At 63.9% G+C, this 19,736-nt stretch carries 15 protein-coding genes; 7 read left to right on the forward strand and 8 right to left on the reverse strand.

The window, feature by feature from the left end; genetic code table 11:
- Positions 1 to 655, forward strand: a 655-nt coding sequence (locus EJC47_RS14420; protein WP_221885177.1) for a hypothetical protein, incomplete at its 5' end; no start/stop codon positions are given.
- Between the two features lie 584 nt (positions 656 to 1,239).
- On the opposite strand, the gene EJC47_RS14425 is transcribed toward EJC47_RS14420, so the two are convergent.
- Positions 1,240 to 2,901, reverse strand: coding sequence for an amidohydrolase (locus EJC47_RS14425; protein WP_126848661.1), 1,662 nt, complete (start codon positions 2,899 to 2,901; stop codon positions 1,240 to 1,242).
- A 155-nt stretch (positions 2,902 to 3,056) separates the two neighbouring features.
- Here EJC47_RS14425 and EJC47_RS14430 point away from each other — a divergent pair, with 155 nt between their 5' ends.
- Positions 3,057 to 4,295, forward strand: a complete 1,239-nt coding sequence (locus EJC47_RS14430; protein ID WP_126848662.1) for a threonine ammonia-lyase — start codon at positions 3,057 to 3,059, stop codon at positions 4,293 to 4,295.
- A gap of 218 nt (positions 4,296 to 4,513) precedes the next feature.
- A complete protein-coding gene (locus EJC47_RS14435; RefSeq protein ID WP_033963963.1) occupies positions 4,514 to 5,314 on the forward strand; it encodes an arginyltransferase in 801 nt (266 codons plus the stop codon).
- 23 nt (positions 5,315 to 5,337) lie between these two features.
- Here the strand turns inward: EJC47_RS14435 and EJC47_RS14440 are convergent, their stop codons facing one another.
- From EJC47_RS14440 to EJC47_RS14450, 3 genes are read right to left on the reverse strand one after another with little or no spacing between them, the layout of a single operon-like run.
- The gene (locus tag EJC47_RS14440; protein WP_033963964.1) at positions 5,338 to 6,144 is read right to left on the reverse strand and encodes a transglutaminase family protein; all 807 of its coding nucleotides are present in this window, start codon (positions 6,142 to 6,144) and stop codon (positions 5,338 to 5,340) included.
- Positions 6,144 to 7,094 (reverse strand): alpha-E domain-containing protein, encoded by a 951-nt coding sequence (locus EJC47_RS14445; protein ID WP_033963965.1) that lies wholly within the window; start codon positions 7,092 to 7,094, stop codon positions 6,144 to 6,146. The genes EJC47_RS14440 and EJC47_RS14445 overlap by 1 nt, the downstream gene beginning before the upstream one ends.
- 40 nt (positions 7,095 to 7,134) lie before the next feature.
- Complete coding sequence (locus EJC47_RS14450) at positions 7,135 to 8,613, reverse strand: circularly permuted type 2 ATP-grasp protein (protein ID WP_033963966.1); 1,479 nt, start codon at positions 8,611 to 8,613, stop codon at positions 7,135 to 7,137.
- A gap of 374 nt (positions 8,614 to 8,987) precedes the next feature.
- Between EJC47_RS14450 and EJC47_RS14455 the strand changes: the two genes are divergently transcribed.
- Positions 8,988 to 9,305 carry a hypothetical protein gene (locus EJC47_RS14455; RefSeq protein ID WP_126848663.1) on the forward strand — a complete coding sequence of 106 codons (318 nt, stop codon included), beginning with the start codon at positions 8,988 to 8,990 and terminating at the stop codon, positions 9,303 to 9,305.
- On the opposite strand, the gene EJC47_RS14460 is transcribed toward EJC47_RS14455, so the two are convergent.
- Positions 9,282 to 9,578, reverse strand: coding sequence for a hypothetical protein (locus EJC47_RS14460; protein ID WP_033963969.1), 297 nt, complete (start codon positions 9,576 to 9,578; stop codon positions 9,282 to 9,284). The two genes, EJC47_RS14455 and EJC47_RS14460, sit on opposite strands and share 24 nt — an antisense overlap.
- A gap of 202 nt (positions 9,579 to 9,780) precedes the next feature.
- Positions 9,781 to 11,847: a protein-disulfide reductase DsbD family protein gene (locus EJC47_RS14465; RefSeq protein WP_126848723.1), complete on the reverse strand. Its 2,067-nt coding sequence runs from the start codon at positions 11,845 to 11,847 to the stop codon at positions 9,781 to 9,783.
- A gap of 76 nt (positions 11,848 to 11,923) precedes the next feature.
- Between EJC47_RS14465 and EJC47_RS14470 the strand changes: the two genes are divergently transcribed.
- Complete coding sequence (locus tag EJC47_RS14470; RefSeq protein ID WP_126848664.1) at positions 11,924 to 13,573, forward strand: alkaline phosphatase family protein; 1,650 nt, start codon at positions 11,924 to 11,926, stop codon at positions 13,571 to 13,573.
- Positions 13,573 to 14,556 (forward strand): phytanoyl-CoA dioxygenase family protein, encoded by a 984-nt coding sequence (locus EJC47_RS14475; RefSeq protein WP_126848665.1) that lies wholly within the window; start codon positions 13,573 to 13,575, stop codon positions 14,554 to 14,556. The genes EJC47_RS14470 and EJC47_RS14475 overlap by 1 nt, the downstream gene beginning before the upstream one ends.
- Here EJC47_RS14475 and EJC47_RS14480 read toward each other — a convergent pair.
- The gene (locus tag EJC47_RS14480) at positions 14,553 to 15,485 is read right to left on the reverse strand and encodes a right-handed parallel beta-helix repeat-containing protein (protein WP_126848666.1); all 933 of its coding nucleotides are present in this window, start codon (positions 15,483 to 15,485) and stop codon (positions 14,553 to 14,555) included. The two genes, EJC47_RS14475 and EJC47_RS14480, sit on opposite strands and share 4 nt — an antisense overlap.
- A gap of 139 nt (positions 15,486 to 15,624) precedes the next feature.
- Here EJC47_RS14480 and EJC47_RS14485 point away from each other — a divergent pair, with 139 nt between their 5' ends.
- Positions 15,625 to 16,929 (forward strand): cytochrome P450, encoded by a 1,305-nt coding sequence (locus tag EJC47_RS14485; RefSeq protein ID WP_126848667.1) that lies wholly within the window; start codon positions 15,625 to 15,627, stop codon positions 16,927 to 16,929.
- Position 16,930: 1 nt separating this feature from the next.
- Here the strand turns inward: EJC47_RS14485 and metH are convergent, their stop codons facing one another.
- A complete protein-coding gene (gene metH, locus EJC47_RS14490; protein ID WP_126848668.1) occupies positions 16,931 to 19,624 on the reverse strand; it encodes a methionine synthase in 2,694 nt (897 codons plus the stop codon).
- Positions 19,625 to 19,736: the final 112 nt, after the last annotated feature.

The raw sequence follows: 19,736 nt of genomic DNA on the forward strand, positions 1-19,736 counted from the left end.
CTTCATTGTTGCACGCTATGCTTGCAGCATGACCCACAACGCTGAACTGGAAGCCGGGTCTTCGTCGGTATTCATCCGGTCGGCGCTGCCCATGTTAATAATCAGCGTGTGGGGGATGATGTCCCTGACCGCGATATTCACTGATACCGGCCAAGAACTTTATCTCCCAAAGAGCTTGGAAAGCTGGTCCTATGTGATTGGTACCGGCCTAGGCTTGTTGTGTCTCGTTCGCGGCCTTCGTCAGCGGCCGCTCAATTTCAAGCTTGCCACGACTACCGTAATATTTTCAATTCTGACCGCCGCTATCTGCTCGATGATGACGCTGGGCGTCCTGCTTCGTATCCGCGAGGCGATTGTCTTCCGGGGTGATCATCTGGTCACCTATGGAAGTGAACTTCGTGTCTGGAGCGCATCAATCAGTCATGGTCGGGGCGGGCCCAACTATAACATCGTCCTTCGTGACTATCCTGGCATGTTTCAAATCCCCGAAAACGATTATCTTTTGGCATTTGGCGCAGTAGAGCGCCTCCATCCTGACGGCTATTGTCTAAGGATGATCGTTCAACGCGCCGGCAAAGCGGCACGCTTCATCGCCAATGACGGCTATTCGTTGCCTGGAGGAAGTCTCCAACGCTGTCCAGCATCTGTTGGCTGATCTCTTACATGCCTCACGGCTAAGTCTGAACGGCCGTTTGTTTTCTCCAAACACCATCGTTTTCGAGAAAGGCGGCAGTTTGGCAATGTCGGCTATTGCCGCCTGCCTTTCCGAAAGCGGTCGGGCTGGAATCCACCAAACCCAGCCGTTCGAGAGCCGAAGCAACAATCACCCCACGGGCAACCTAGCCTGTCCTACATCCCCGCATTGTGCCACGCTCGCGGCATGCCACGCACCGTCCGTTGCCCACGCCACAGCGCCGCCGTACCTGTCGCCCCCTTGCGCGGGGCGCAAAAGAGCGGGGACGTAGCGTGGACTTTGTGGACTTCCGCACCCGACTCGCCTGCGGCCGATCCTGTTCGGCGCGATGCTGGCACGCGGGAAGCAGTGTGCACGCTCGCCCTGGCCAGTCGGCTTCGTACACTACGCCCCACCCGTCACCCCGGCCTTGTGCCGGGGTCCACCGGTGTCCGCTACGATCGCCAGCGAGAGCGCGGCGCGGTGGATGCGGGGACAGGCCCGGCATGACGGTGGCGGTGACGGTGACGGTGGCGGGGACGGCGCGACAGGCGGGTCGCGTTGCGCTACGGGCGCACCCACATCTTCACACCGCCGACCCAGGTCTGCTCAACCTTGGTCGCGCGCAGTTCGGTCGGCGAGGCGAGCAGCGGGTCCCGATCGACGATGATGAAATCGGCGCGCTGCCCGACGCCCAGCCGCCCGAATTTGTCCTCGGCAAAACCGGCATAGGCCGCCGCGCCCGTAAACGCCCACCACGCCTGCTCGCGCGTCACGCGCTCTTCGGGCCGCCAGCCACCAAAAGGCTGACCATCGGCGTCCTGGCGGGTGAAGGCTGCAGCCCAGCCCGCAAACGGATCGGGCTTTTCGACCGGATAATCCGACCCGAACGCCAGCGTCGCGCCATTTTTGAGCATCGAGCCCCAGGCATAGGCACCGCTCAACCGATCCGGCCCAAGCCGCGCCTCCGCCATAGTGCGATCACTGGTCTGGTGCGTCGGCTGCATCGAGGCGACGATGCCGTTCTTGCCGAAGCGCGGCAGATCGGCTGGGTCGACGATTTGCGCATGTTCGATCCGCCAGCGCCGATCGCCTTTATAGGTGTCGACCATGTCGTCGATCGCATCGAGCACTTCGGCATTGGCGCGATCACCAATGGCGTGGACCGCGACCTGATAATGGTCGAGCGCGGCGCGACTCATGTAATTGCGCAGCACGTCGTCCGAGAGGAAGCCAGCGCCCGATTGCCCGGGGGCGTCGCTATACGGCTTTTTCAGCCATGCCCCGCGCGACCCGAGCGCGCCATCGGCATAGAGCTTCACGCCGCCCATGCGCAGCTTGTCGCCATAGAGCCACGGCGTCGGCCCTGCCCCGCCGATACGGATGGCGGTGTCCACGCCCATGGCGTAGCTCATGATGCGCACGCGCAAATTGCCCACATCACCGACACGACGATAGGCAAGCCAGTCGTCCATGCCGGTCCCCATATCGGCGGTCGCGGTGATGCCATAGCTCAGCAAAATGTCCTGCGCCTTCAGGAAGGCGAAATCGCGATCCTTGGGCAGTGGCTGCGGCACGACCTTTTCGACCAGCGCCTGCGCCGCGTCGACGAACACGCCATTGGGCTGCAGGCCGGTCTTTTCGATGCGGCCGCCGGGGGGCGATACCGATTTGGCGGAAATGCCGGCCGCCTTCAGCGCCGCGCTATTGCCCCAACTGGCGTGACCATCGGCGCGCGACAGCCAGACCGGGCGATCGCCGACCACGGCATCCAGATCGGCCGCAGTCGGGAAGCGACCGAGACCCCACACTTCCTGGTTCCAGCCGCCGCCAATGATCCACTTTTTGTCGGGATTGGCCGCCGCATAGGCCGCAATCCGCGCCTTCGCCTCGTCCAGCGACTTGGCCGCCGACAGATCCAGCTCAAGCGCGCGAAAACCCAGCTCCATCACATGGCCGTGCGCGTCGATGAAACCGGGCAGCAGGACTTTGCCATGTTCGTCGGCGCGCCAGTCCAGCTTGACCGGGCGCTTCTCATTATCGGCGAGCAGCTTCACCACCTTGCCATCGGGCGAAATCAAAACGCCGGTGAAGCGCACCACCTTGCCATTTTGGTCGAGCGTGATGCCGTTGACATTGTCGACCAACGCGTCGGCAAACGCCGTCGTCGGCAGCGAAAGTGCGGCGAGAAGAAGCGCTGCACGGCGGGCGAAGGGGGAGCTTTGCATGGACACGGCGATAAGCAATGTTCCTTCGCCGCGCCAGATGGTCTAGGCGCGCTGCCAACTCCGTTCGAGCCGCGCATCGTGTGGCCCTGTCATTCGCGTGACGCGGAGCAAAGCAGATCAGCCCTTGGACACGTCCAGGGAAAACGGAAGATAGAATGGCCACGCACACCCGCCCCGCGCCCGAAACCCTCCCCGTCACTCTGGCCGATGTCCAGGCCGCTCACGCGCGCATTGCCGACCAGATCGTGCGAACCCCGACCTTCATCAGCAAGACGCTGTCGGAGCTGACCGGCGCAACGGTGTATCTGAAGTTCGAGAACCTCCAGTTTACCGCCGCCTATAAGGAGCGCGGCGCGCTCAACACGCTGCTGCAATTGCCTGCAGGAACCAGCGGCGTGATCGCCGCATCGGCTGGCAATCACGCGCAGGGTCTGGCCTATCATGCCAACCGGCTCGGCATTCCCGCTACCATCGTGATGCCAACCAACACGCCGACGGTGAAGGTGACGCAGACCGAAGGGCACGGTGCTACCGTCGTGCTATTCGGCGACACCTTCGACGCCGCTTATGCGCATGCGCGCGAGCTGGAGGTGGAGCGCGGGCTCACCTTCGTCCACCCGTTCGACGATGCGCGCGTCATCGCAGGCCAGGGCACCGTCGCGATCGAAATGCTCAAAGATGTGCCCGGCATCGATACCTTCCTCACCCCGATCGGCGGCGGCGGGCTGATTTCGGGCATGGCGGTGGTCGCGGCGGCGGCCGACCATCCGATCGAAGTCATCGGCGTCGAGGCCGAATTGTTCCCCTCCATGTATAACCGCATCAACGGCACCGACATGCCGTGCGCCGGCGACACGCTCGCCGAAGGCATTGCCGTCAAGGAACCGGGCGCGATCACGTCGAACATGGTCCGCGCTTTGGTCGATGACATCGTATTGGTCAGCGAACGCAGCCTGGAGCAAGCGGTCAGCCTGCTGCTGCAAATCGAAAAGACCGTGGTCGAGGGTGCCGGAGCCGCAGGCCTTGCCGCCTTGCTGCAGCATCCCGAACGTTTCGCGGGCAAGACTGTCGGCGTCGTCCTGTGCGGCGGCAATATCGACACGCGTTTGCTGGCCAACGTCCTGCTCCGCGACCTGGCGCGGTCGGGGCGACTGGCGCGACTGCGCATCCGCTTGCAGGACCAGCCCGGCGCACTGTTCAACGTCGCGCGGATTTTCGATGCCGAGCGCGTCAATATCATCGAAATCTATCACCAGCGCGTGTTCACCACGCTGCCGGCCAAGGGGTTGATCACCGATGTGGAATGCGAAACCCGCGACCGTGCGCATCTCGATCGGTTGATCGCCGCGCTCCGCGTCGGCGGCTATGAAGTGAGCACCGTCGAACTGGCGTGACGAGTGGAATCGGGCGTGCGACCAACCGCACGCCCCGGCCTTCCGCAACGGACCTCAACACTGCATTATAGGTGGATCGCGCACGGTCCGTCGTTTTCGGCGTCGCGTTAACCACCATTGTTGGTAAAGCCGCTTTTCATCACGTTCCATCCGATTCATAACGGGGCCACGAGCCGCCACAGCGACGGCGCGCTCCCTGGTTCAAGGAACGATACGCGGTGACAGCGCCATTTCGCTTTCCAAGGTTTTTCGTCACCAGCCCTTCGCCGTGCCCGTATTTGCCCGACCGGCAGGAACGGAAGGTCTTTACGGAGCTTCGTGGGGAACAAGCTGGCGACTTGAACGATGCGCTGAGCCGCATCGGTTTCCGCCGCAGTCAATCGGTTGCCTATCGACCGAGCTGCGCGGGCTGTTCCGCCTGCGTATCGGTTCGGGTGGTGGCCGCCGGTTTTGCCCCCAACGCCACCCAGCGCAAGCACCTGCGCCGGAACGCCGATCTGGAAGTCGCCGCCTGCCGCCCATGGGCAACCGACGAACAGTATCAGTTGCTCCGACGTTATCTCGCCGCCCGGCATCCTGGCGGCGGCATGGCGGATATGGACGAGGGCGATTATGCCGACATGGTCGAGCATTCGCCCGTTAACAGTTTCATCGTCGAATATCGCGAGCCATCGATACATGGTGAACGCGGCAAGCTGATCGGTGCGTGCCTGACCGACCAGCAGGCCGACGGGCTTTCGATGATCTACAGCTTCTTCGATCCCGAGCATGCCGAGCGCCCGGGACTCGGCACCATCATCATCATGGACCACATCCTGCGCGCACGCGCGGCGGGCTTGCCCTATGTCTACCTTGGCTATTGGGTTAAGGGGTCGCAGCGCATGGCGTACAAGGTCCGCTATCAGCCGATCGAAGCGCTCGGCCCGAGTGGTTGGTCCCTGTTGGTCGACGAAGAGGCGACTTACCGGCCACCGGCCGAACGCCATGCAGTCTCGGATCACCTCGCCAGCGCCCGCTGATCCTGGCGGTCGCTGACGCTATCCTATTGGCCGCTGCGATCGACGTGGAGATCGACGTCCAGCATCTCCTCACCTTCGCCAAGCCGAGACCCGGCCACCGGGGCGGCTCCGGCCGAATCGAGCGCTACTGCCACTCGGGCATAGGCTTCGTCCGCGCTGAGGCCGGTACATGGGTCAAACGCGACCCAGCCCAATCCCGCCACATGCGCCTCCGCCCAGCCGTGGGGAGCCGGACGCCCGGCTCCAACCACACAAGCCGGGCTATACCCTGAGACATAGCGGGCCGGGACGTCGAGCGTGCGCGCCGCCGTGATGAAGACCTGCGCCATATCGCGAGCACTGGCCTCCCCTTGCGAAAAGGCTGCAATCGCACTCCGCCCGGCCACCGCGCGCCCGCGATCGAGCGCGAAGCGGCGATGGACGGCAAGGTTCAACGCATGAAGCCGGGCAACCGGATCTGGCTCCCGAATTGCTCGCGCGAAGGCGACAATCTCTGCATCAGGCGTCGTCAGGGGCGTGGTCCGGAGAAACACTGCGGGCGGTAACGGCTCATGCGCGCCATGGACGACCCCGTTGGAGGGGTTGGTCAGCACTTCGCCGGACACTGCAATTTCGATGCTTTCGATCGGCCCTTCGACATAGAGCATCGTCGTGCGATTGCCGAAGCCGTCGCGGCCGTGCCGCAGGCGGGCATCGCAATCGACATGCAGGTTCCAGCTCGCGACGGATTGGTCATGCGTGCCATCGGGAATCAGGCGGAGCAACTGCGTCAAGCGCGCCTGCGGGCTGGAAAAGCGATAGGTCGTGCGATGATCGACCGACAGCCGCATCAGGTGAACTTGAACTGGCGGCCGACCGCCATGTGCAATTGGTCGTTTTCGGCAATGAAGCCTTGCAGAAACTGGTGCAGCCCCTGCGCGATCACGTCGCCCGAGCGCAGCCGTTGCAGGCGCTGCTGCCGCGCCCGTGCCATGCGGTCGGCCTCGCCGTGGAGCCCGGTGCGCTTGGCAAGCAGATTGAGGATCTCGACCGCTTCCTCGACCGACGCGGCGAGACTGCGGGGGAGTTCGGGCCGGGCGATCAACAAATCGATGACGTTCGCCGGTCGCAGGCCTTCGGAATAGAGCCAGCGATACGCCGTGACAGCCGACACCGTCTGCAGGATGGTTGTCCATTGGTCGCGATCAACCACGCCACCGACGCGTTCGCCCTCGGGCAGCAGGATGTGATATTTCACATCGAGCAGGCGGGCGGTATTGTCCGCGCGCTCAATTGCCTGACCAAGGCGGATGAACCACGTCGTCTGGTTGCGCAACATACGATGGACCGCGCCTTCGAAGCCGCGCGTTTCCGCCTTGATCGCCTCGACGAGGTTGAGCGTCGCCATCGCCCCGCCCTGCCCCTGCGCACCCGGACTGGTGCGGTGGTCGAAAATCAACCAGGCACGGTTGATCCCGGTCCAGGCTTCCTTGGTGAGGGCGGTGCGGACCGCGCGTGCATTGTTGCGGGCCATGTCGATCGATCGGACCATCGACCCCGGGTGGCTGGAATCGAGCGTAAGAAACCGCGCGACATGCGCTTGGGTAATCGACCGCCCGGTTTCGGCAAAGGCGGCGTCCGTTTCGGTCACTGCCAGCGCCGACGCCCAGGCCGCCTCCCCCGCCGGACGCGGAGACAGGACGTCCAGGCGGACCGTCGCCTCCACCAGACGCGCGATGAAATCGGTCCGCTCGACATAGCGACCCAGCCAATAAAGCGATGAGGCGGTACGGCTCAGCATCGGCCACCCGCCTTCGCCGACGTGCGCGTCCGCGCCGGGCTCACGCGGCCTGCCCCTGCGATTGGGTCAGGAACTCGGCAGGCTGCACGCCGTCATCCATCAATACGAAGCTGTCTTTCGTGCCCCCGCCCTGCGAGGAATTGACCACTAACGATCCTTCCTTCAGCGCAACCCGGGTCAGGCCGCCAGGCACCACTTGAACGCCCTTCGATCCGGTCAACACGAATGGCCGGAAATCGACATGGCGCGGCGCAAGGCCGATTTCCGTCATCGTCGGCACCGTCGACAGCGCCAGCGTTGGCTGCGCGATATAGCGGTGCGGCTCTGCCATCAGGGCGGCACGAAACGCCTCGATCTCGGCCTTGGTGGCCGTCGGCCCGACGAGCATACCGTAGCCTCCCGAACCATCGACCAGTTTCACCACCACATCCGCCAGATTATCGAGCACGTATCGAAGCGCCTGCGGCTCGCGGCACCGCCAGGTTTCGACATTGGGGAGTTTCGGATCCGCTCCCGAATAGAATTTCACGATCTCGGGCATGTAGGAATAGATCGCCTTATCATCGGCAATGCCATTGCCCGGCGCGTTCAAGATCGCGACATTGCCCGCCGCATAAGCCGCGATCAGCCCCGGCACCCCCAGCATCGAATCCGGCCGGAACACCAACGGATCGAGATAGTCATCGTCAATGCGACGATAGATGACATCTACCTTCACGCGCCCCGCGATCGTGCGCATCCAGACGATATCGTCATCGACCACGAGATCGGCCGCCTCGACCAGTTCAACCCCCATCGAGTCCGCCAGGAAGCTGTGTTCGTAATAGGCCGAATTATAATGTCCCGGCGTCAACACCACGCACACCGGCGCGGCGACGCCCTGCGGCGCGACCGATTTCATCGTCTCGAGGAGGCGATCGGGATAGGAATCTACGGCGGCGACGCGAAAATCGCGAAACAATTCGGGACACAGTCGCAGCATCGCCTCGCGATTTTCCAGCATGTAGCTGACGCCCGAGGGCGTGCGCGCATTGTCCTCCAGCACGAAGAAATCGTCGGGCCCGGTTCGCACCAGATCGATCCCGCAAATATGCGCCCATACGTCGTGCGGTGGTCGGATACCGGCAATTTCGGGCCGGAACTGCGGATTGCCGAAGATCAAATCCGGCGGCAGCACGCCTTCGGCCAGGATCCGACGCTCACCGTAAATGTCGTGCAGGAATGCGTTGATCGCCTCAACGCGCTGCACCAACCCATCCGAAAGCCGCGCCCATTCGCTGGCGAGGAAGATTCGCGGCACGATGTCGAACGGGATGATGCGTTCGCTTGCATCGCTATCCCCATAGACCGCAAAAGTAATGCCGAGTTGTCGAAAGGTTGCTTCGGCCGACTGTTGCCGCCTGCGCAATTCCGCATCGGGCGTGCTCTCGATCCAGTTCCCAAGCGCGGCCAATTCTGCGCGGGGCGTGGCCGACCCAGCCTGCCCCATGATTTCATCAAACGCTGACCGCATCCCCATCTAACGGTAAAGCCCCCAAAACGCCGCGGGTTCCATGCTGCGACGGATTGCTGCGCCGCACAAGGGGGCAAAGCGTCAGCAAATACCGATTGGTTTCTGACAGCGAAGCGTTCGTTCAAATTGAGTAGAACGACTCTGATGCCAAATCCCGTTTTTCGTGTTACTCGCTTACCAACGACATGGACGAGGGAAAGCCCGTCTTCGGGATTAGCGATACCGTGCCAAAATTCATGTTGCTTCATGAACACTGCGGAACATGTGATCCGTGCAATATTTTGGAAGATCTCCCCATTAAAACTATGCGCGCTTCCCACGAACGGAGACTTGATGACATCGCATTCATGGCGGTGTCGTTACTTGACTGCAGCTTGGCGATGATCACCGACGCCAGCGAAAACAAGCGCGTACTCGCATGTGCCGTGCGGGGCGACGGCGAGAATTCATTTGCGATCAATGACGCGCCGCAGCGGTGGCTCGACCCGGTAGACGCCGAGCGGGTCGGCCTTCTCTTTTATTGCGGCTTCCCGCTCCGGACCGCGGCGGGCGACAATATCGGCCACCTTGGCGTATACGATGTCGAACACCGCAAGGTTGGGCAGATGGAGCTCGACATGATGCTGCGGCTTTCGCGTATTGCCGCTGCACTTTTGGAAAGCGTCGGCGGTGCGTTAACAGCTGACCTTGTCGATTAGACCCAACAGGTGCTGGCCCCGCCGCGTGATCAATGCACCGATCACCCGCGGCTCTGGATCGGCACCAAGTACCATGGCATCGTAAGAAATAAATCCGTGGTCGTTCAGATATTGAACGGTATGCACGAAGTCGCGATCCGTAACGCCTCCTGACGCAAGAGGAAGTGCGCCCGGCAGCAGCATCGCAGAATTCGGCCAACGGTCGGTCAGCGCACTCAGCACCTCGCGCGCAAGGGGTGCAGCATCATGGATCGATGTCAGGCCTTCGGTCATACCACGAACCCTAAGCCCCGTTCGCCCGCATTAACGAACGTTAAGGTTGGGTGAAAATGCGCGGGAAAGGTTAAAAAAGAGTTAACTGAGCACGACACCTGCAACCCCACATCCACAAAACAATAAATGCGATATAGTAATGCAAATCATCGTGCTGGATGATAGGCAAAAAACGACCATGGTCGCCGTACTTTATATCGCACTATTTCGTCGGTAGACTGGCAAGCAGAGCAGAGGACAAAACTTGCGGCAGCACCTGTGGCTGGCCCGTTCCAGGACCATAATAAAGATATAGCGGCACGCCCGCCCGGTTATGCGCTTCGATAAAGCGCCCCATCACCGGATCACCGTTGGTCCAATCTCCAATTAACACCGCAACATTGTGCGCAGCGAAAGCGGCACGGGTAGTGTCGGTTTCGATTGCCGCTTTTTCATTGACCTTGCACGTGAGGCACCAGTCAGCGGTGAAGTAAACGAAAACAGGCCGCCCGGCCTTGCGCAAGCTCTCCAGCCGGGCCTCGCTAAACGGCTCCGCACCCCCCGGCTGCGCCGCAGTGGTGGCGGCCCGGTCCGGATGGCGTCCGTTGACAGACCAGGCACCCACGATAGCGACGCCGAGCAGGAGCAGTGTCGTCACGACACCAAAGCCCAGCCCCGCGCGCTGCCGTTGCCCCGCCACCCACAACACGATCGCGAGAGCCAGCGTGAACACGAGTCCCAGAGCAAGGGCATCGACCCCGGCCTCTTTGCCCAATACCCAAGCCAGTGCGATGGCGGTGAGCCACATCGGCACCGACAAGATGCGCCGGAAGGTCTCCATCCACATCCCCGGCTTGGGCAAGCGCTTGCGCAGCGCAGGCACGAAACCGAGCGCGAGAAACGGCAAGGCAAGCCCAAGCCCAAGCCCGGCGAACACCGCCAAAGCGGCCGGCCATGGCAGAACCAGCGCCGCGCCCAATGCTGCGCCCATAAAGGGTCCGGTACAGGGCGTCGCAATGAAGGCAGCCAGCGCGCCAGTGGCGAAGGCACCGCCCGCCCCACCGCTGCGGTTGACGAACGCTGGGGTGGGAATTTCGAACAAACCGCCCAAGTTGAGCGACAATGCCACGGTCAGCAGCAGGAGCAGCACAATCGCGCGCGGATCCTGCAACTGGAACGCCCAGCCCACCGCCGTACCGCCTGCGCGCAAGGCCAGAATCGCCGCGCCCAAACCAACGCAGACTGCAACCACGCCGCCGGTATAGGCCAAGGCTTCATGCCGTGCCGCGCGCTCGTCGAGATGACCCCGCGCCAGGCTCAGCGCCTTGAGGCTCAGGATCGGAAAGACGCACGGCATGATGTTGAGGATCAAGCCGCCCAACATTGCCCCGGCAAAGGCAATCGCCGTCGCCAGCCACACATTGTCCCTCGACGCGGACGCCGTCGAGGCAACCGATGCAACGTTGCCCGCCGCTGCCGTGACCAATAGCCCCTGTTGCGCACCGATCTGCAACACGCCCTTTAGCGACGCTGCGCCCGCGCCAGCGGCCGCCTTGGTTTCCACCACCAGCCGGTCGCCATCCCGCACCACGCTCTGCGGCTTGGCATAGTCGATCATCCCGGGCGTAATCGGGTAAAAATAGGCGTCCTTCGCTACCGCCGCTCCCGCCGGATACGGGATGGCGATGCGAATGGTGCCCCCGGCAATCTGAAAAACACTTTTCGCATCGAGCGGCCGCGGAACGGCGCGGTGCCACGCATCGAACTGCGCCTGCGCTTGCGCGGAGATCACCCCGTCGCCAACGGTCAGTGCAATCGCCAAATCCGCCGTCTCGGGGACGCACACCGTCGCCGAGCACACCAGATAATTGACATGCAGCTTGACCGGCAGGGCCGTCCCCTGCGCCAGTCCTGCAGGCACGCTGAGCGTGACCAGCGGTGCATAGGGTTTGTCGAACACGTAGTTCATCAAATCGGCCACCACGAGCCGTCCGGGCACGGGATAGCTCGGGTCGCTGACGGTCACGCCCTTGGGCAACGACCAGTCCAATTTGGCAGGGAAGCCCGCGTCGCCGGGATTTTCCCAATAGCCGTGCCAGCCTGGTTGCGGGACCGTGGCCAAAGCGAGCGTCACGTTGGACCCGGCGGCCGGATGCTCGGTCTCAGCCACCAGCGTCATCGTGAGATGCCGCCCTCCCAAGCCCGCATCGGGGGCTGCGGGCTCGGCTTGCGCCGCGCTCAACCCCAACACCGCCACCACCGTCACCATCGCGTAATGAAACCAGCGCATCGACCATCCTTGTAGCTCGCGCGCACCAAGGCCATAGCAGCGCGCGCGGTCAAGCCTGTCGATAGCGGAGATTATCATGAAACGGTTCGTATCAAGTCTTGCCCTGTCGATAGCGCTGCTTAGCGCACCAGTCGCGGCCAAGGACGCACCGCCAGCACCACGGACCGCCAATGCTGCCCCGCCCAAGCTGATCGTCGTGATCTCGGTCGACCAATTTTCCGCCGACCTGTTCGGGGAATATCGCAAATCCTTCACCGGCGGCTTCGCCCGGCTGCAGCAGGGTGGCGTGTTCCCGAGCGGGTATCAAAGCCACGCCGCAACCGAAACCTGTCCCGGCCATTCGACGATCCTCACCGGTTTCCGCCCCGAACATACCGGCATCATCGCCAATAACTGGACCGACCTTTCGGTCGCCCGCGCCGACAAGCAAGTCTATTGCGCCGAAGACGAGACGGTGCCCGGTTCGACCTCGGCCAATTATACCGTGTCCGACAAGCATTTGCTCGTCCCCACGCTTGGCGAGCGGATGAAGGCGGCCAATCCTGCGGTGCGCGTCGTGTCGGTCGCGGGCAAGGATCGCGCGGCAGTGATGATGGGCGGCCATACTGTCGACGAGCTGTGGTGGTGGAACGGCAAGGCTTTTGTCAGCTATGCCGGTCGCGCCACTCCCGCAGTTGTCGTCCGCGCCAATGAAGCGACCGCTGCCAATATCGCCCAGCCACAGGCCGCGCTGGAGGTCCCGGAGGTGTGCAAGGCACACGACCGCGCAGTGCCCGTTGGTGCAGGCAAAACCGTAGGGGCGGGGCATTTCGAGCGGGCCGCAGGCAGCGCCGGTGCCTTCCGTGCGTCCCCCGCCTTTGACGGTGCGATCGTCGCGCTCGCAGCGGGCCTGGTGCAGGATATGAAGCTCGGCCAGGGCCCGACCACCGACATCATTGATGTCGGAGCGTCCGCCACCGACTATATCGGCCACACTTATGGCACTGAGGGTGCCGAGATGTGTATCCAGCTCCAGCAGCTTGACGCGACCCTCGGCTCGTTCTTCAGCGTGCTCGATGCGACCGGCGTCGATTACGAAGTCGTGCTGACCGCCGACCACGGCGGCAACGACATCCCCGAACGCGAAATCGACGCCGGACTGCCCAACGCGGCCCGCGCCACCGTCGCGCTCGCGCCCGCCGTCGTTGGCAAGGAAATCGGGGCAAAGCTCGGCATCGCCAAGCCGGTGCTGTTCGGCGATATACCCAATGGCGACGTCTATATCGCCCAGGACATTACCCCCGCCCAGCGCAAAGCCGTGCAGGACGCCGCGATCGCCTATTACAAGGCCAACCCGCAGGTCGCCGAGGTCTTCACGCAAGCGCAGATCCTCGCCATGCCAAGCCCCAAGGGACCGCCCGAAAAATGGACGCTGCTGGAACGTGCCCGGGCATCGTACAAGGTTGGCCGGTCGGGCGAATTGATCGTCTTCCTCAAACCGCTTATCACCCCGATCCCCGATCCGACCAAAGGCTATGTCGCGACCCATGGCAGCCCCTATGATTATGATCGGCGCGTACCGATCCTGTTCTGGCGGAAGGGCATGACCGGTTTCGAACAGCCGACAGGCGTCGAGACGGTCGACATCCTGCCGACGCTCGCGCACCAGATCGGCCTCACGCTGACGGGCCCGAAAATCGACGGCAAATGCCTCGATCTGGCGGCAGGCGGAGTGCCCTGCCGCTGATGGACAGGAGCGGGGCCGAGCTGGCGACGATCCGCGACCTGGATCGCTATTGGGCGGAGGCAACCTTTCGTGCGCCGAGGAGCCTTTCCCGGATACAAGCGCGGATCTTGCTCGACGTGCTTGGCCTTGGCGTCGAACAGACCTCGGTCTACCTTGGCCACCAGCCCGATTACGCGACCTTTCAGGCATGGGTACTCGCAACCGCGGGGCCGCCCGATGCCGATCGGGTGGAGCGTTATCACGCCTGGCTCGATAACGCTCCGCCGCCCCACGCGACGGCGGAGCGCCTCGCCAGAGTCGAGGCAGCTCCGGATGTGCTGGATGCGGACGACCTTGCGCAGTGGGACGCACTCGGCTTCGTGATTCTGCGCGGCGCGCTGTCCCCGGACGAGGCCAAGGCGTGCGAAGCACTGTTATGGCAGCAAGTCGGGGGAACGCCCGATGATCCGACGAGCTGGTATGCTCCCCGCACGAACGGCATCATGGTGCAATATTTCCAGCATCCCGCCCTCGACGTCGCGCGCACCGCGCCGCGCGTGCATAAGGCCTTCGCTCAGCTCTGGGGCACGGCCGATCTGTGGATGACGGTCGACCGGATGAGCTTCAACCCACCCGAGCGCCCAGGCTACACCTTTCCCGGCCCGCATCTGCACTGGGACGTCAGCCTCGCCCAGCCGATCCCGTTCGCGACGCAGGGCATTCTCTATTTGACCGACACGCGCGCCGATCAGGGCGCGCTACAGCTCGTCCCCGGCTTCCACCACCGCTTTCCCGACTGGCTCGATGCACTGGGCGACGCCGATCCGCGTCTGGTCGATATTGGCGCGGAAGCAATCACCATCCCCGCTGCTGCGGGCGATTTGATCATCTGGCGACAGGATTTGCCGCACGGTGCCAGCCCCAATGCGAGCGACCGCCCGCGCATGGCGCACTACGTCAATATGTACGCGCCAACCCTCACGTCGCACCCAGTCTGGCGTTAGCGCACCTCGTACAGGCGGATCCCCGCGCCCAGCCGGTTCGCCCCCACTGCCAGTTGCTCGCCGCTCATATTGGCGACGAAGGCGGGGTTGGTCGGGGCGTTGGGCGCAAGGCTCGCATCATTGCCCTCCACGCGCAGCCCCGCCGAGGGGTAGGTCTTGGCCTCGGCCGACACCACGATCATCCCCGAATGGTTTTCCTTATTCGGCCCCTGGACGAAGGTGTTGCGGGTGATCAGCCCGGTCGCGCCCTCGGGCAGGTCGATCATGTAATTGGTCTTGCGGCCCTGCGTATCGTCGAAGCTGTTGTCGGCGATGGTCACCTTGGGCACGCGCAATTTGACGTAATGCCCGCCGGTGCCGCGCTCGAAGCGCGAATTCGTCACCACCACCGATCCGCGATTGGCCAGATAGATGCTGTGCGAACAGCTCGGGCTCTCATCACACTGGCCGAGCCCGGCAAAGGTCGAATGGTCGATCGAGATCTTCTGCGCGACCGGCTCCCCGCCGAGAATGCCTTCCTGGCTGTCGAGGAACATCGCGTTGCGCACCACCAGATCGCCCATTTCGGTGCGGATGCCCGCGCCATTGCCATCGGCGACGCGCATCTTGCGGAACACGATGCCATCGACGGTCGAGCCCTGCCCGCGCAGCACGAACGCTGCCTTGCCCTCGCAGGTCGTGCCCTCGAAGATCGCGGTGCCCGGCGTCACCGCCTTGAAGGTGATATGCCCGCCCGCCTGCACGGTGCATTGGTGATAGACCCCCGGCGCGATCAGGATCGTAGCCGTCCCCATCCGCACCGATTGCACCGCCTCGTCGATCGTCTGGAAGCCTTGCCCCGTCTCGGCAATGGTAAACGGCGCGCGCGCCTGCTGCGCGGCGGCGGGGGTGACGAAGGCAAAGGCGAGCAGCGGAAGAATGCGGCGCATGAGTCAGGGCTCCTTTGCGGGGTGGGATGCCCGCCCGCCCGCCGCAGGGGAAGGTATATTGAGGGTTAACCAGCGAGCGCGGCGCGCTTTTCAAAGACCACCTCGACGCCTATGGAGACTGCGATTCGGGGGGAACAGCATGCTGACCGAGACCACCCAAGCGTTGCCACCACGCTATGTCTCGCCCGCCGGGCCGCCCTCGGCTTATGCGATGCTCACCCGCGCGCTGTCCGATCCGGCCTCGGTCATCTCCGACGCAATCTATTCCGACTGGTCGCTGAAACTACCGGGGCCGCGCTCGCCCGTCGTGGTGTCGCACCCGGATGCGGTGCGGCAGGTGTTGCTCGACAAGGACGGCGCATTCGGGCGCAATCGACAGTTGCGTCTGCTGATGCGCCGCGCCTGGGGAAAGGGTCTCGCCGCCGCCGAGGGGGAATCCTGGGCGCGCCAACGCCAGGCCGCAGCGCCCGCGTTCAAACCGGCGGCGGTGCAGTCCGCCGTCCCCGCAATGGCCGCAGCGGCCGAACGAGCTGCGAGGTCCTGGTCGACCGAAGCGCCGATCGACGTGTCGGTCGCCTTGGCGCGGATCGTCACGGAAATCGTGATGAGCACCTTGCTAACCGGGCTGGACGATGCCGATCTGGATGCGATCGCAGCGGATGTCCCGCCCTTCATCCGTGCCGCGGCGCATTTCGGCTTGCTCGATCTGCTGCCGGTCCCGGATGCGTGGATTGACCGGCTCCGCGGCATGGGACGCGGGGGCCCTGAGCAACGCTTGCGTGCGGTGGCCGCGCGCCTCGCCGCTGCGCGCGCCACGCCGCCCGATCGCGTGCAGGATATTGCAGCGCTGATGCGCGGTGCCGGGCCGCTCGCCGACAATCTGCTAGGCTTCCTCCCCGCCGGGCTGGAGACGACCGCGCAGGCAGCGGCTTGGGGCCTGTATCTGCTGGCGCTCTACCCGGAGTGGCAGGAAGCGGTGTATCGCGAAGCGCTCGCGGCCGATGCGACGGACCCGACCCTGCCGATCGGCCGCCAGGTCGTGCAGGAAACGCTGCGTCTCTATCCGCCCGGCCCCATTCTGGTGCGCGCGGCGCTACGGCCCAGCGAATTACAGGGCCACCGGCTCCATCCCGGGCAAGTCGTAATCCTGCCGGTGTTCGCGATCCATCGCCATCGCCAGCTGTGGGATCGCCCCGATGCGTTCGATCCCGACCGCTTCGCGCCCGGTGCCGCCTATGATCGCGGCGCATTCTTGCCCTTCGGCGCCGGGCCACGCCTGTGCATCGCCGCCGCCTTCGCGCAGACCGAGATCGCCGTGATGATGGCGGTGTTGCTGCGCCACTTCCGCTTCACGCCCGCCGCGCCCGAGCCAGTGATCAGCCTGAAGACGACCACCCATTCGCTGACGGGCCTGCATGTGATCGCAACGCCACGGCGCGGCTAGATCAATCCAGATTCGGCCGCAGCCAGCGCGTTGCGGTGGCGAGGTCAACCCCGCGCCGCTCGGCATACTCCTCCAACTGGTCGGGCCCGACGCGCGCCACGCCGAAATATTCGGCTTGCGGGTGCCCGAAATAGAAGCCCGACACCGCCGCCGTCGGCAGCATCGCGAAGCTGTCGGTCAGCGTGATACCGGTCGCCTCGGTCGCGCCAAGCAGCTCGAACAGCATCGGCTTTTCGCTATGATCGGGGCAAGCCGGATAGCCCGGTGCCGGGCGGATGCCGCGATACTGCTCACGGATCAGCGCTTCGTTGGTGAGTTGCTCGCCCTCGGCATAGCCCCACAAGGTGGTGCGGACATGCTGGTGCATCCGCTCTGCAAAGGCCTCGGCCAGGCGGTCGGCCAGTGCCTTCAGCAGGATGTCCGAATAATCGTCATTGTCGGCCTTGAAGCGCGCGAGATGCGCCTCGATGCCGTGCCCGGCGGTGACCGCGAAGCCGCCGATCCAATCGCCATCGAAATCGATGAAATCGGCCAGGCACATATTGGCCCGCCCCTCGCGCTTGGCGATCTGCTGGCGGAGGAAGGGCATGCGCACAGCTTCTCCCCTCCCGCTTGCGGGAGGGGTTGGGGGAGGGGCTGGTGTGCCATCGGACGGACCGTTCGCGGACAGCCCCTCCCCTAGCCCCTCCCGCAAGCGGGAGGGGAACACAATAACATCATCCCCTTCCCGCCGGCACGGCCACAGCCCCGCCACGCCCTTCGCCGTCAGCCACTTCTCCGCAATGATCTGGTCGAGCATCTTCTGCGCATCCGCAAACAGGTTGCGCGCGCTTTCCCCGACGATTTCGTCATCAAGGATCGCCGGGTAATTCCCCGCCAATTCCCAGGCGCGGAAGAATGGCGTCCAGTCGATCAGCTCGCGCAGGTCGGCGAGGTCCCAATCCTCGAACACATGCACGCCGGGCTGCTTGGGTGCGCCCGGCTTCAACGTCATGTCCGCGACAAAGCCATTGGCGCGCGCGGTCTCGATCGGGATCAGCTCGCTCTGCCCCTTATTGGCGCGCGCGATGCGGACCGCTTCATATTCGTCCGAGGTCTTCTGCACGAATTCGTCGCGGATCGTGTCGCTGACCAACGTCGAGGCGACGCCAACCGCACGGCTCGCGTCGAGCACATGCACCACGGGCCCCTTATAGGCAGGCGCAATGCGCAGCGCGGTGTGCACCTTGGAAGTGGTCGCCCCGCCGATCAGCAGCGGCATCGTCATGCCAGCGCGCTGCATTTCCTCGGCCACCGTCACCATCTCGTCGAGCGACGGCGTGATCAGCCCCGACAGGCCAATCATGTCGGCGTCATTCTCGTTCGCGGCCTTGAGGATGTCCGACCAGGGCACCATCACCCCCATGTCGACCACGTCGAAACCGTTGCACTGCAACACCACGCCAACGATGTTCTTGCCGATGTCATGCACGTCGCCCTTCACGGTCGCCATGATGATCTTGCCCTTGCCGCGCGCGCCTGGCTCCTTCGCCGCCTCGATGAAGGGCAGCAGATGCGCCACCGCCTTCTTCATCACGCGCGCGCTTTTCACCACTTGCGGCAGGAACATCTTGCCCGATCCGAACAGGTCGCCGACGACGTTCATCCCGTCCATCAGCGGCCCTTCGATCACCTCGATCGGACGCGCGAAGCCCTGGCGGGCTTCCTCGGTATCCTCGACCACATGCAAGTCGATGCCCTTGACCAGCGCATATTCGAGCCGCTTGTTGACCGGCAGGCCGCGCCACTCCGCCGCCGCTTTCTCGGCCACCGCATCGGTGCCCTTGAAGCTTTCCGCCATCGCGATCAGCCGCTCGGTCGCGCCCTCGTCGCGGTTGAGGATCACATCCTCGCACGCGGTGCGCAACTTGGGGTCGATCGCGTCGTAAATGTCGAGCTGCCCGGCATTGACGATCGCCATGTCGAGCCCGGCGGGGATGGCGTAATAAAGGAACACCGAATGCATCGCGCGGCGCACCGGCTCATTGCCGCGGAAGCTGAACGACAGGTTGGAGAGGCCACCCGAGATATGCGCGTGCGGGCAGCGCGCCTTGATGTCGCGACACGCCTCGATGAAGTCGACCGCGTAATTGTTATGCTCCTCAATCCCCGTCGCCACCGCGAAGATGTTGGGATCGAAGATGATGTCCTCCGGCGGAAAGCCGATGCCCATCAGCAAATCATAGGCCCGCGCGCAAATTTCGAGCTTGCGCGCGCGCGTATCGGCCTGGCCGACGGTGTCGAACGCCATGACGACGACGGCGGCACCGTATTGCATGACCTTCTTGGCCTGGGCGAGGAACTGCTCTTCCCCTTCCTTCATGCTGATCGAATTGACGATCGGCTTGCCGCTGACGCACTTCAGCCCGGCCTCGATCACCGACCATTTCGAGCTGTCGACCATGAACGGGATGCGCGCAATGTCGGGCTCGGCGGCGATCAGCTTGAGGAAGGTGACCATCGCATATTCGGCGTCGAGCAGACCCTCATCCATGTTGATGTCGAGCACCTGCGCGCCACTCTCGACCTGCTGCCGCGCGACTTCCACCGCCGCCGGATAATCCCCCGCCATGATGAGCTTCTTGAAGCGGGCGGAGCCGGTAACGTTGGTGCGCTCGCCGATGTTGACGAACTGGGCGGTGGAGGTGGTGGTCATGGGTGTTTTTTCTTCTTCTCCCTCTCCCCGCTGGCGGGGAGAGGGTCGGGGAGAGGGGCAGTATTGGGAACGGGCCGTCGATCACTGCCCCTCTCCCGCCTTCGCTTCGCTC

The organism is Sphingomonas sp. TF3, from assembly GCF_003985085.1.
Taxonomy (GTDB): Bacteria; Pseudomonadota; Alphaproteobacteria; order Sphingomonadales; family Sphingomonadaceae; genus Sphingomonas.

Coding starts and splice junctions, on each gene's coding strand:
- EJC47_RS14465 (WP_126848723.1), bottom strand. CDS start 11,847: ATGCGCTGGTTTCATTACGCGATGGTGACGGTGGTGGCGGTGTTGGGG.
- EJC47_RS14445 (WP_033963965.1), bottom strand. CDS start 7,094: ATGCTGAGCCGTACCGCCTCATCGCTTTATTGGCTGGGTCGCTATGTC.
- EJC47_RS14480 (WP_126848666.1), bottom strand. CDS start 15,485: ATGCGCCGCATTCTTCCGCTGCTCGCCTTTGCCTTCGTCACCCCCGCC.
- EJC47_RS14485 (WP_126848667.1), top strand. CDS start 15,625: ATGCTGACCGAGACCACCCAAGCGTTGCCACCACGCTATGTCTCGCCC.
- EJC47_RS14450 (WP_033963966.1), bottom strand. CDS start 8,613: ATGGGGATGCGGTCAGCGTTTGATGAAATCATGGGGCAGGCTGGGTCG.
- EJC47_RS14475 (WP_126848665.1), top strand. CDS start 13,573: ATGGACAGGAGCGGGGCCGAGCTGGCGACGATCCGCGACCTGGATCGC.
- metH (WP_126848668.1), bottom strand. CDS start 19,624: ATGACCACCACCTCCACCGCCCAGTTCGTCAACATCGGCGAGCGCACC.
- EJC47_RS14460 (WP_033963969.1), bottom strand. CDS start 9,578: ATGACCGAAGGCCTGACATCGATCCATGATGCTGCACCCCTTGCGCGC.
- EJC47_RS14425 (WP_126848661.1), bottom strand. CDS start 2,901: ATGCAAAGCTCCCCCTTCGCCCGCCGTGCAGCGCTTCTTCTCGCCGCA.
- EJC47_RS14470 (WP_126848664.1), top strand. CDS start 11,924: ATGAAACGGTTCGTATCAAGTCTTGCCCTGTCGATAGCGCTGCTTAGC.
- EJC47_RS14430 (WP_126848662.1), top strand. CDS start 3,057: ATGGCCACGCACACCCGCCCCGCGCCCGAAACCCTCCCCGTCACTCTG.
- EJC47_RS14455 (WP_126848663.1), top strand. CDS start 8,988: ATGATCACCGACGCCAGCGAAAACAAGCGCGTACTCGCATGTGCCGTG.
- EJC47_RS14440 (WP_033963964.1), bottom strand. CDS start 6,144: ATGCGGCTGTCGGTCGATCATCGCACGACCTATCGCTTTTCCAGCCCG.